Below are 12295 nucleotides of genomic sequence, written 5' to 3' on the forward strand. Positions count from 1 at the left end.
GGGAGGCGGACAGCGTCCCGAAGGTTAACACTCACACCGGGGATAACCCTGTGAGTATTAACCGGGTGTTCATGCGCGCTGTGGCCTGCGTCCTAGCCGGTTTTAGGGGGTCTCTGGTCTACTGGATGTATGACTACATTGACTGAAACCACAGTCGCTGGCATCGATGACCAGCGGATCGCAAGCGAAAACAGCACCACCAAGTTCATGGTTGCCCTGGACGTGGACGGAACCCTGGTGGACCACGACGGCCACATGTCCGTGCCCGTCCGCGAGGCCGCCCAGGCCGTGGTGGCTGCAGGGCACGACGTCCTGATCGCCACCGGCCGTTCCCTGAACGCCACGCTGCCCATCATCGAGCAGATCGGCATCGACCGCGGCTACGCCGTCTGCTGCAACGGCGGCGTGACCCTCCGGCTGGATCCGGACCTGACCGACGGCTACGAAATCATCCACAAGGCCACCTTCGATCCGGCCCCGGCGCTCCGGGCATTGCGGCAGAAGCTGCCCACTGCGAAGTATGCGCTGGAGGACGAGGACGGCAATTTCCTGTCCACGGAACGATTCCAGGACGCCAGCTTCGGCGTGGAGGCCATCGGCGTCGACTTCCAGACTCTGCTCGAAGCCACGGCCGTCCGCCTGGTGGTGTTCAGCACCGAAAACACCCCGGAAGAGTTCACCGCCACCATCCAGGAGATCGGCCTTGCCGGCGTCACCTACTCGGTCGGATGGACGGCGTGGCTGGACATTGCCGCCGCCGGTGTGACGAAGGCCAGCGCGCTGGAACGGCTCCGCGGCCAGTTGGGGGCTGAACCCCACCGGACCGTGGCCATCGGCGACGGCCGCAACGACATCGAAATGCTGGGGTGGGCCGGACGTGGCGTCGCCATGGGCCAGGCCCCGGAGGAAGTCATCGCCGCCGCGGATGAGGTCACGCATTCCGTGTTCGACGACGGCGCCGCCCACGTGCTGCGCAGCCTCCTGCCGTAGGGCTAACTCCTCGACTGCGGGCTTTCCCCGGGTGGGCTACTTCTCGTCCGGTCCGAGGTCCGGCCCGGACACAAAGCGGACGTCGCAGGTGGCGCTGCCTTGGAGTTCCAGGATGGCCAGGACGTTGCGGCCTTTCCGGATGAGCGGCCCGGGCACGTAGAGCGTGCGCTGCGGTCCGCGGCTCCAGTAGCGGCCCAGATTGAAGCCGTTGACGTAGGCGTTGCCTTTCGTCCAGCCGTCCAGGCGCAGGTACCGGTCTTCGGGGCCGTCTGCCTCGAACGTCGCGAAGGACAGGGACGGACCGGCAACTCCTCCGGATCCGTCCAGTTCCGCGGCCAACGCCGTGAACGGACCTGCGCCGTCGAAGTCCAGATACTCCAGGTCCAAGGCCCGGATCTGCCATCCGATGAGCTCATCGCCGTCCAGCGCGGCCGGTCCGATCAGCCCTTTGGACTCGCCGATCCGCGGCCCGTAATTCACCTTGCCCTGGTCTTCCACCAGGACCTGCAGCATTCCGCCGCTGGGGATCACGATGGCACGCTCGCCCAGTTCGCGGCTGAGCGTGCCGAGCGGGAGCCCGTCGAGGAAGAACTGCGCCCGGTCGCGGACCTCCCCGAAGGCCAGGACGCCGCCGCGGTCCAGGGTGCACTCGTAGAGGCAGAAGCCGCGGTACTGCCCGGTGACTTCGGAGGTCGGCACCGGCCCTGCCACCTCCGGGGCAGAACCGAAACCATCCAAGACGCTGAGCAACGGGAGCGTCGAGCGCACGGTGACCACTGACTCCGGCTGCAGCGGCCGTGCAGCCGGGACCTCGGCGGGCACTGGGAAATGCCTGGCGATGACGTCCCTGAACGCGAAGTACTTGGCGGTCGGGTGTCCGTCCTCGCTGAGCGGCGCGTCGTAGTCGTACGACGTGATGGTCGGTTCGTAGATGCCTTTGTCGTTGGCCCCGTTGGTGAAGCCGAAGTTGGTGCCCCCGTGGAACATGTAGATGTTCACTGACGCCCCCGCGGACAGCAGCGAATCGAGCTCGGCGGCGGAAGCAGCGGCGTCGGTGGTGTGGTGGTGGGTGCCCCAGTTGTCGAACCAGCCGTTCCAGAACTCGGCACACATCAGCGGCCCGGTGGGCTGCCGCTCGCGCAGGAACGCAAGGCGCTCAAGGGAACGCGAACCAAACGTCGCGGTTTTGTGCAGCTCGGGCAGCGACCCATCCTCGATCATGGTGCCGAACGGCTGGTCGCAGGTGAACAGCGGGATGTCCACGCCGTGGCGTTTCACCAGGTCCACGAGGTACTGCAGGTACGCCTTGTCGCTGCCGTAGGCGCCATATTCGTTTTCGATCTGCAGCAGGATGACCGGCCCGCCGCGCGTCACCTGCCGTTCCACCACGAGTGGCAGCAGGGCATCGAAGTACGAGCCGACGGCGGCAAGGTAGCCCGGTTCGCTGCTTCGTACACCCACCGTGGGGTCGCTGAACAGCCACGCCGGCAGCCCGCCGTTGTCCCATTCGGCGCAGATGTACGGTCCCGGCCGGACGATGGCCCGCATGCCCTCCGCCGCCACCAAATCCAGGAAGCGGCCCAAATCCAACTGTTCCTCCACCAGGAACGTCCCCGGCGCGGGGGAGTGCTCGTTCCACGGCACGTAGGTCTCAATGGTGTTCAACCCCATGAGCCGCGCCTTGCGGATCCGGTCCTCCCACAGATCCGGGTGGACCCTGAAGTAGTGGATGGCGCCGGAAAGGATGCGGAAGGGCTCGCCGTTCAGCAGGAAGTGGCGATCGCCGATGGCAAAGGTATCCAAAGAAGGTCCTAAGGGGTCGTCTGAGCTGGTCGGAGGGCGGCATGGAAGGCGAAGGCGGCGTTGCTCCAGACCACAAACAGCAGGGGCGCCGGCGCCAGGGCCACGCCAAGCACCGGCTGGAGCAGCGCGGCCGAGGCGATGATGCCCAGCAGAACCAGCATGGCCAGGCTCAGGTACCAGCGCTGGACGCACAGGTACAGGGACGCCTTGACCAGGCCCTTGAGCCGGGCATCCGGGAGAAGTACGACGCCGGCAATCACCAGCACAGCCACGCTCACCGTTGCTGCCGCGGCCGCCACAATGACGGGGACCAGCAGCGCCGCTGCCGGCATCGACTGGACCGCCACGAGGTCCACACCGAGGAACAGCAGCAGTACGACGGCTGCCAGCCCCAGCGGCGCGGTGCGCCGGAAACTGCGCCCATAGCCGCGGAGGAAGGAAGCGAACGGCTTAACCGCGCCGCCGTCGTCGTTCAGTGCCTGGAAGGCGGCGAACAGGCCGGCGAGCGACGGCGGAACCGTCACCGAAAGCGCCAGGAAGAACGGCCAGGCGGCCATGGGGTCAGCCACCAACGCCAGGCAAAGCACCAGCGGGGCATTAGCCAGCGCCAGCATCACATTGCCGGCCAGGAACGTGTAAACGAACCCGAAGATGCTGCTGAACGCCTCGAAACCCGGTCCCGAAAAGCGACCTGCCCTCTTATGCCGCTGCTGAAGTGCAATGCGCTCACGCACGACAGTCATCCCTTCATGCCGCTCGTCGCGATGCCCTGGATGAAGTAGCGCTGGCCGATCAGGAAGATGATCAGGATCGGGATCACCGAGATGACGGACCCGGTCATGATCATGGCGTATTCGGCGTCGAACTGGCCCACGAAGGAGCGCAGGCCGAGCTGGACCGTCCACAGCCGGTTGCTGGTCAGGTAGATGAACGGCCCCATGTAGTCGTTCCAGGTGTTCACGAACGTCAGCAGGGCCAGGCTGGCGAGGGCGGGCTTGGACAAGGGCAGGACCACCCGGGCCCAGATGCCGTACTCGCTGAGGCCGTCGATGCGGGCGGCCTCGCAGAGTTCATCGGGGATGGTCATGTAGTACTGGCGCATCAGGAACACGCCGAACGCTCCGAACGCCTGCAGCAGGATGAGGGCGTTGAAGCTGTTGGTGAGCCCCAGCTGCTGCATCATGATGTACTGCGGCACCATGTAGGCCTGCCACGGCACCGCGATGGTGCCGATGTAGGCCAGGAACAGCACGTCCCTGCCCGGGAAGCGGACCTTCGCGAAGCCGTAGGCCGCGAGCGAGCCGGTAAGGACCTGCAGGCAGGTGATGATCACCGCGAGGTACAGCGAGTTCTGCAGGTAGCCCATCATGGGGATGCGGGTCCAGATGTCCGTGTAGTTGCTCCAGACGAACTCCGCGGGGATCCACTGGATGGGGACGGTGAGGACCTGGTTGTTCTCCTTCAGGGAGGAGGAGAGCATCCAGATGAACGGGACCAGGAGCGCCACCACCAGGACCGCCAGCACGGCGTAGATGACGGCGTCGGTGGCCCGCGCCTTGCGCTCGCGGGGCGAGCGTCCGCGGGATTCCTGCCGCGCTGCGAGGGCGGCCCCCGCCCGGAACGGTGCCTCGGCTTTGAGGTCTTCGGCCAGGTTGGTCATCAGCGTTCCCTCCGCTGTTGGAGCTTGAATTGCAGGACGGTGACCGTCAGGACGATCACGAACAGCACCAGCGAGATGGCCGAGGAGTAACCGAACTTCCCTTCGCCGATGCCCTCCTGGTAGATGAGCTGAGACAGCACCGTGGTGGCGCGCCCGGGGCCGCCGTTGGTCATCACCACAATCAGGTCAAAGACCTTAAAGCTGGAGACGGTCAGCATGACCACCACAAAGAACGTGGTGGGGCGCAGCGACGGCAGGGTGACGTTCCAGAACCGCTGCCAGGGACTGGCGCCGTCCACCTCTGCCGCTTCGTAGAGTTCGGTGGGGATGGCCTGAAGCCCGGCCAAATACAGGATCATGTAGTAGCCCATATCCCGCCAGACGCTGGTGATGATCACGGCGGGCATGGCCCAGTCCGAGCTGGAGGTCCAGCCTGGTGCCTCGGCAATTCCAACAGCATGCAGGAGCTGGTTGATCGGTCCGTTGTCCGGGCTGAAGAGCATGTTCCAGACGACGGCCACAGCCACCAGCGAGGTGATGTAGGGAAAGAAGATGGCCACGCGGAAGAAGCCGATGCCCTTGAGTTTCCGGTTCAGGAGCAGAGCCAACACCAGGGCCAGGGCCATGGTCAGCGGGACGTGTCCCAGCGCGTAGACCACCGTGTTGCGCAGGGCCACCCAGAACGTATCGCTCTGCACCATGCGCTGGAAGTTTGCCAGGCCAACCCAGCGCGGTGCGCTGAAGGAGGTCCACTCCATAAAGGACAGGGCAAACGCCGCCAGCACGGGGATGAGGGTGAAAGCAAGGAAGCCCAGGAAGTTCGGCAGGATGAACGTCCATCCGATCAGCGTATTGCGCCGCGCCTGCTTCCGGTTGCCCCGGCTGTGGACGGCCGGGGCCCCCTTGGCTGTTTCCGGCTGGAGTGTTTCCGTAGTCACTGGCCCAGGACTTCGCTCTTGACGCGCTTGCCCATTTCTGCGATGCCGTCAGCCACGGAGCGTTCGCCCACCATGATCAGGTCGTGCTCCTGGTTGAGGATCTTGTCGGTGGCTGCGGACTTGTCGCTCACAGGCATTTCGAGGGCAACCTCGTCAGGGGTGAAGGCCTTCTTGGACAGTTCGTCTGTGGGCAGGCCCTCCAGCTTGAAGTAGGCGTCCGTGACGGCATCGTTCTTCAGGGCAGGGACGACGCCGATCTTGGAGATGGCCTTGGCGCCCTCTTCGCCGGCGGCCCACTCGATGAACTTCTTGGCTTCATCAGAGTGCGAGGCGTTTTTGTTGACGGCGAAGGCCGTGGGTGAGCCGAACGTGGTGACCTTGCCGCCGGAGGTCTTCTGCGGCATGGGAGCCAGGCCCCAGTTGACGTTGGTCTTGCCGTCCTTCTTGGCCTGCAGGACCCCGGCGATGTACCAGGTACCCATCGGCATCATGGCAGCCTGGCCGGTTTCGAACATGGTGCGATAGCTGGTCTTCTGGCTCTTTGCCGTGCCGAAGTCCAGGGTGGCGCCGCTCTTCTGCAGGTCCAGCGCGGTGTTGTACTGGTCTTCGAAGAAGCCGTAGTCGCCGCCGATCTGGTCGCCGTCGTTCTGGGCAGCAGAGATGGCCTGGATGACGGAACGCCAGATGTGGTGGTAGGTGCCATAGGAGGTTTTGCCGTCGGCGCCCTTCGTGGTCAGCTTCTGGGCCAGGGCGGCGTACTCATCCCAGGTGAGGTTGGCGGGGTCTTCCACGCCTGCGGCCTTGAAGAGGTCCTTGTTGTAGTAGAGCAGCCAGAAGTCCTGGCGGTACGGGGCGGCGTAGTACTTGCCGTCGACGTCGAATGCGTCCAAGCCGGCGAGGTTGCCCTTATCCAGTGCGTCCACCACGCTGCTGATCTCCTGGAGCTGGCCGTTGCTGGCGTACCGGGAGTAGTCGATGACGTTCTTCATGGTCAGGACGTCGGTGGTGTCGCCGCCGGCCAGCATGGTGGTGACCTTCTGCGGGTAGTCATCGGCCAGGATGTCCACGGGCTCGATGTCCACGGTGGGGTTGGCTGTTTCATAGGCGTCGAAGAGCGCCTTGAATTCCGGGGTCCCTTCGTAGTTCCAGACGGAAACAGTCAGGCGTGTCTTGCCGGCCTGGCCCTGGGGTTCCGCCGGTCCGGCGGCGCCGCCGCAACCGGTCAGGCCGAGCCCGGCCGTTACGGCCAATGCGATCGCGGCGAGGGTTGTGCGCTTCATTGCGTTCTCCTTAGGTGAGGGTATGTCCGCCGCAGCTGCGGCGCGTGGTGTGGGTCAGGCGCTGAGGGAGAGGTCGTCGTGGACCACCTGGGCGAGGAGTTCCTGTCCGGTCAGGTACCGTTCCAGGTCATCCAGGGCCGCGTCCGACATCCTCCGGGTTTCCGTTCCCAGGGAACCGGCAATGTGCGGGGTGATGATCACGTTGGGGAGGTCGTAGAGCACGGAGTCCGCGGGCAGCGGCTCGGGTTCGGTGACATCCAGGAGGGCGTGGATCCGGCCGGTGGCGCACTCAGCTTCAAGTGCTTTCGTGTCCACCAGGGATCCGCGGGCTGTATTGATCAGAGTTGCATGGTCCTTCATGGCCCGAAGCTCCGGAGCCCCGATCATGTGCCGGGTTTCGGGAAGTGCCGGCGCGTGGACGCTCACAATGTCCGACGCCGGCAGGAGTTCCTCGAGCGGAACAAGCCGGCCGCCCGCTGCTTTGACGGCAAACGGGTCCGCGTGCGGATCGCTCACCAGGACGGTGACGTCCTGCAGTTGCTGGACCAGTTGGACCACTCGCCGTCCGATCCGGGAGAAGCCGATCACGCCGATGACCCGCCCGATGTTGCCGAGCTCGCCACGTTGGGTGGTGTAGCTCCAGTCGTCCCGGTGGGTGCGGGCGTCGTTGGCCAGGACGTGGGCCTTTTTCCCGGCCAGGACGATGGAGGCGAACGTGAACTCTGCGACGGGAATGGCGTTCGCGTCTGCGCCGTTGGTGACCAGGATGCCCCGCTCCCACAGCTCGTCAGTGGCGAAGCTGCGCACAGTCCCGGCGCAGTGGAAAACTGCCCGCAGGCTGGGCATCCGGTCCAGCAGCTCGGGAGCGAGCAGCGGAACCCCCCAGCTGGTGAGCAGGATTTCCACGTTCGCCAAACGCTCGGCCAGCTCCGGGGAATCCAGCGAAGCGGTCCATGGCTGTTCGCCCAGGTCAACGAGTCCCGACAGCCGCTGCAAACGCGTGGAATCAAACTGGTCTGCAAAAGTTCCGCTATTCATAACCAACAGCGCTTTGGGCTTGGGCGACATTCAGGGGTCCTCCTTTCAGGTTGTTGTCAGTGCCCCGGGGGCGGTGCCCCGAGGTGCGATTTCATGTCTTGCGTCACATCCGGAACTCAGTACATACTCATAAACACCACAGTTCAATCACTCCGTTCAGTCTCGATCCGAAACGATCACACTCGAACAATTGAGAAGAGTCTTAATGAATCCGCTGCCCGTCAGCACCTCGGCCCGTGTCCTCGGTGGTGGGCCCCTCACAGACGCCTGGGGAATCGGCGCTTCGAGCGCCGGCCTCGAGGGTCTGCTCGCCAAAGGCGGGGCCAGCATTCCAGGCGGGGCCTGCCGTCCGAACGGGCGTCCGAACGGGCGTCCGAACGGGCGGGGTCTGACGAACAGGCAAGGCCGTCCCGGACTCCGGGTCCGGCCGAAGGGTGACGCGGCGTGGCTCAGCGTCGGTGGCACCGCGCTTGCCGGTCTGGCAGCACAGGCAATGACGGAACGAGGCACCGCCTGGCCGCAGCCCCTGGTCTCGCACTATGCGCGGTACTTTCGGGATGGCAATCGCACGGCCTACGAAGGGCTGGTGGCGGCACGCCAACAGCGTCTGACCCGGGCGGTGGTGATGGCGCTGAGTGCCGGATCCGACGTCAGGAGAGGATCCGACGCCGGGGCCGGACCCGGCGAAGACTGGCTCGACGAGGTGATCGACGGCGTCCACCTGCTCTGCGAACAGAGTTCCTGGAGCTGGGCCGCGCATGATGACGTGTTCACGCGCAGCGGCGAGGTGGTGCCGGACAAGTCCCTGCCGTACCTGGATCTTGGGGCCGGCGAAGTTGCCGCGCAGCTCGCGTGGACCGACTACGTCCTGGGGGATGCCCTGGACATCCGGGCACCCGGCCTTCGCCGCAGGATCCGTCAGGAAACGCACGAACGCGCCATCACCCCCTTCCTTGAACGCCTGGACTGGCACTGGCTGGGGCTCGACGGTGATGTCCACAACTGGAACCCCTGGATCCACACCAACCTGATTGCCGCGGCCCTTTTCCTGGTGGATGACCCTCAACGGCAGGCAGCCACGGTTGCCCGGTGCATCGAGGGCCTGGACCGCTTCCTGGCCTCCCTCCCCGCTGACGGGGCCATCGACGAGGGCTTCGCCTATTGGTGGAACGGGGCCGGGCGGGCGCTGGAGGGCCTCGCGCTGCTGGAGGAAGCCACCGGCGGGGCGCTCGACGTCGACCTTCCGGTGATCCGCCAGCTCGTCGCCTTTCCGCACCGCATGCACCTGGGCGGAACTTGGTTTCTCAACGTAGCGGACGGCCCGGCCCGGGCGGCCACCGGGTTGCCGTGGGACATGCTGCACCGCTGGGCCGTGCGCTTGGGCGACCGGGACGCCGCACGGCACGCTGCCTCGTTCGTTTCCGGCCAGCCGGAGGCGACGGCGGGACTGGGCCGGGTCCTGCACTCTCTCTTGGACCCGCCCCGACTGGACCCGCCCCGCGTGGATGTCGGAACCGCCGGGATCCAGTCCCCGCCGCTGGTTCCGTTCACCTATCTCCCGTCGGTGCAGATCATGGTGGCCCGCGAGACTGCGGGCACCCCGCAAGGCCTGGTGCTGGCGGCCAAGGGCGGGCACAACGGCGAGCACCATAACCACCGCGACGTGGGCTCCGTGGTGGTCGCGGTTGACGGCGTTCCGCTGCTGGTGGACGCCGGCCAGCCCACTTACACGGCCAAGACCTTCGGCCCGGACCGGTACGACATCCGTGCCATGCAGAGTGCCTGGCACAGTGTTCCGGCGCCGTTCGGACTGGAGCAGGGCACCGGGAAGGACTTCGCCGCGGCCGTGTGGCATGCACCCACCGCCGAGAACGCCACACTCCGGCTGGCACTCGGAGCGGCCTATGGACTGCACCCGGAGCAATGGGTCAGAACGTCCTCGCTGGACCGGGAAGCCCGGCGGGTGGTCGTCGTCGACCGCTGGGACCTTCCGATCTCCCCGGCCAACGCAGCCTCGCTGGACAGCGCCGTCCCGCCTGACCATGCCGTCCCGCCGGAGACCGCAGAGCCGAAAAGATTAACGTCCGACGTCGACATCACCTACCTCGCGGCAGGCACCATCCGCCTGGGCCGGGACGGCTCCGCCGTCATCCTGCCCACCGGAATTCCGACAGCCGACGAATCGTCGGCCGGGGACGGCCGGGGAGCGGTGCTGCGCTGGGAGCCGGCCGCCGCCGTCGTACTCGTGGATGAGTGGCCACTGGATGACCCCTTGCTGTCCGGCGTGTGGGGCGCGCGGCTGACCCGGCTGCGCTTCCGCCTGCCCGCAGAATTCAGCGCCGCCGGTGCATTTACCCTGACAGTGGAGGCAACATCATGAGCCCCGACCAACCTTCCGAGGTGGCAGGGAAATCCCTGTTCGCTCTCCAGCGCCGCGAGCGGCTGATGGAGGAACTGCGTGCCCACGGCGCCATCACGGTCCGTGGCATCGCCGTGAAACTGGGCGTCAGTGAGCTCACCATCCGGCGGGACGTGAACATCCTCGCCGACGAGGGCCTGGTCTCGCGCGTCCACGGCGGCGCCACGCTGCCCAGCAAGCTGGACCGGTCGGCCACCGCGGGCCGTCCGCCGCAGCACAGCTACTCCATCGGGATGGTGGTTCCCTCGCTGGACTACTACTGGCCCCAGGTAATCAGCGGCGCCCGGGCGGAGGCGGAGGAGCAGAACCTGCGGATCCTGGTCCGCGGCTCTGCCTACGATGCCGCCGACAACCGCAGGCAGGTCCAGGCGCTGCTCGATACGCAAAACATCGACGGGCTGATCGTTGCCCCGGACCTGACCGGTGAGGTGGGGCAGGAGCTACTCCGCTGGCTGAACGCGTTGCCTATTCCGGTAGTGCTCGCTGAACGGCGCTCGCCGGGGGAAAACCCCGCACACCGCCTCGAATGGGTGGCCACGGACCACGCGTTCGGCGCCGGCATGGCTGTCCGGCACCTGTGGCAGGAGGGCCATCGGCAGATTGGCTGCCTGGCCGATTCCTCCAGCCCCACCAGCCCGCACGTGGTGCGTGGGTGGCGCCAAGCCCTGGCGGCCCTGAAGATCCCGGTGGCAGGCTCCGTCCACGAGGATTCGGCCAAACTGCCCAACGGCGACCGCGCCGCGCACTTCGACCATGTCCTGGAGCTGTGCAGGACAACGGGGACCACGGCCATGCTGGTCCATTCGGACACGCAGGCGGTGGCCTTTGTGCAGCACTGTGTGGACCGGGGGATCCAGGTGCCGGGGGACATGGCGATCGTGGGCTACGACGACGAAGTGGCCTACCTTGCCGAGCCCGCCATTTCGGCCGTCCGGCCACCCAAGCAGTATGTGGGGAAGGTGGCCGTCCAGCTGATGGCCGCCCGCCTCGCCGAGGGGCGGATGCGGCCGGTGCACCGGATCGAACTGAACCCGGAGCTGATCCTCCGCGAGTCATCGATCGGCGGGCCGCGCTTGCCCTCCGCCGGCGTGCTGCAGGAATCCCTGTGACGGCGGGCAGGCTGACGGAGCCTCGGGCGCTGCTCCTGACCGGCTCCGGGCGGTACGCAGACCCGTGGCACCCGTTCGCCGAGACGTCCGCCGCCTTGGCGGCCCTCCTCCGGGAGGCGGGGTTCGGCGTCGAGACCGCTGACGACGTCGATGCCGCCTTAGCCGGCCTGGTCACCCCGGGAGCCGGCGCTGGCCTCCCCGACCTGCTGGTAGTCAATGTGGGCCTGCCCCGGGATGACCTGCCCTCACCCGGGACGCCGGAAGCCGTGGCCGGACTGCGGCGCTTGCTGGAGGAGGGACGGCCCCTGCTGGTGAGCCATGTCAGCTCCACGAGCTTCCTCGATTCCCCCGAATGGGAAGCCGCGCTGGGCGGCCGCTGGATCCGCGGAACGTCCATGCATCCGGCGTACGGACCGGCCGAGATCCACGTTCGCCGGGAATCCGGCCCCGTGGTTGAGGGCATCGCAGACTTCGAGCTGCCGGACGAGCGTTACAGCTACCTGGCCACGGCGCCGGGCATCACCATCCATGCGACGCACACCCACGAAGACCTCGAACACCCCGTCATGTGGTCCCTGGACCGGCGGACCGGGCGGACGTTTTACGATGCACTGGGCCATGACGCCGCCTCTTACCAGTCGCCCGAGCACCGCGAAATCCTGCTGCGTGCCGTCACCTGGCTCACCGCCGGCCAGCAACCCTGACCGCCAGCCGTCCAACCCCGAGGACCCCATGCCATCCACCCTGACGCCCCCTGTCCTGACCCTGCCGGAGCTGGACCGCGACCTCTCGCCCTACACCGGCCTGACCCGCGCGCACTGGTGTGCCTACGCCGACCATTTGCTGCGCTCCGCCCACCGCTACGGCACCGCGGACCACGCCAACATCCATCTGCCCGGAGCCAACAGCGCCTACGGCCCGCGAAGCGATGCGCTGGAGGCGTTCGCCCGGACATTCCTGCTGGCCTCCTTCCGGATCGCCGGAGACCCCGGGGGTACAGGCTGGATCGCGGAATGGTACGCACGGGGCCTCGACGCCGGCACGGACCCGGCGAATCC

General features: G+C 66.7%; 11 protein-coding genes. 5 read left to right on the forward strand and 6 right to left on the reverse strand.

Annotation, left to right across the window (positions count from 1 at the left end; all coding sequences use genetic code 11):
• Positions 1–129 precede the first annotated feature (129 nt).
• Entirely contained in the window at positions 130–990 is an 861-nt protein-coding gene (locus V6M49_RS00005) for an HAD family hydrolase (RefSeq protein WP_332759305.1), read from the forward strand.
• A gap of 36 nt (positions 991–1026) precedes the next feature.
• Here the strand turns inward: V6M49_RS00005 and V6M49_RS00010 are convergent, their stop codons facing one another.
• From V6M49_RS00010 to V6M49_RS00035, 6 genes are read right to left on the reverse strand one after another with little or no spacing between them, the layout of a single operon-like run.
• Entirely contained in the window at positions 1027–2793 is a 1767-nt protein-coding gene (locus tag V6M49_RS00010; protein ID WP_332759307.1) for a glycoside hydrolase family 35 protein, read from the reverse strand.
• An 8-nt stretch (positions 2794–2801) separates the two neighbouring features.
• Entirely contained in the window at positions 2802–3527 is a 726-nt protein-coding gene (locus V6M49_RS00015) for a hypothetical protein (protein ID WP_332759309.1), read from the reverse strand.
• A 5-nt stretch (positions 3528–3532) separates the two neighbouring features.
• A complete protein-coding gene (locus V6M49_RS00020) occupies positions 3533–4453 on the reverse strand; it encodes a carbohydrate ABC transporter permease (protein ID WP_332759310.1) in 921 nt (306 codons plus the stop codon).
• A complete protein-coding gene (locus tag V6M49_RS00025) occupies positions 4453–5391 on the reverse strand; it encodes a carbohydrate ABC transporter permease (protein WP_141139111.1) in 939 nt (312 codons plus the stop codon). Before V6M49_RS00025 ends, V6M49_RS00020 begins: the two co-directional genes overlap by 1 nt.
• Complete coding sequence (locus tag V6M49_RS00030) at positions 5388–6671, reverse strand: ABC transporter substrate-binding protein (protein ID WP_332759318.1); 1284 nt, start codon at positions 6669–6671, stop codon at positions 5388–5390. The genes V6M49_RS00025 and V6M49_RS00030 overlap by 4 nt, the downstream gene beginning before the upstream one ends.
• Positions 6672–6725: 54 nt before the next feature.
• Positions 6726–7739: a hydroxyacid dehydrogenase gene (locus V6M49_RS00035; RefSeq protein ID WP_332759320.1), complete on the reverse strand. Its 1014-nt coding sequence runs from the start codon at positions 7737–7739 to the stop codon at positions 6726–6728.
• A 175-nt stretch (positions 7740–7914) separates the two neighbouring features.
• Here V6M49_RS00035 and V6M49_RS00040 point away from each other — a divergent pair, with 175 nt between their 5' ends.
• The 4 genes from V6M49_RS00040 to V6M49_RS00055 form a co-directional block, all read left to right on the forward strand.
• Positions 7915–10089, forward strand: a complete 2175-nt coding sequence (locus V6M49_RS00040) for a heparinase II/III family protein (protein WP_332759321.1) — start codon at positions 7915–7917, stop codon at positions 10087–10089.
• On the forward strand, positions 10086–11237 hold the full coding sequence (locus V6M49_RS00045; protein WP_332759323.1) for a substrate-binding domain-containing protein: 1152 nt from the start codon (positions 10086–10088) through the stop codon (positions 11235–11237). Before V6M49_RS00040 ends, V6M49_RS00045 begins: the two co-directional genes overlap by 4 nt.
• Positions 11234–11941, forward strand: a complete 708-nt coding sequence (locus tag V6M49_RS00050; protein ID WP_332759325.1) for a ThuA domain-containing protein — start codon at positions 11234–11236, stop codon at positions 11939–11941. Before V6M49_RS00045 ends, V6M49_RS00050 begins: the two co-directional genes overlap by 4 nt.
• A gap of 28 nt (positions 11942–11969) precedes the next feature.
• Positions 11970–12295, forward strand: a 326-nt coding sequence (locus V6M49_RS00055) for a DUF2264 domain-containing protein (RefSeq protein WP_332759327.1), incomplete at its 3' end; no start/stop codon positions are given.

Source organism: Pseudarthrobacter sp., from assembly GCF_036675385.1.
Lineage (GTDB): Bacteria > Actinomycetota > Actinomycetes > Actinomycetales > Micrococcaceae > Arthrobacter.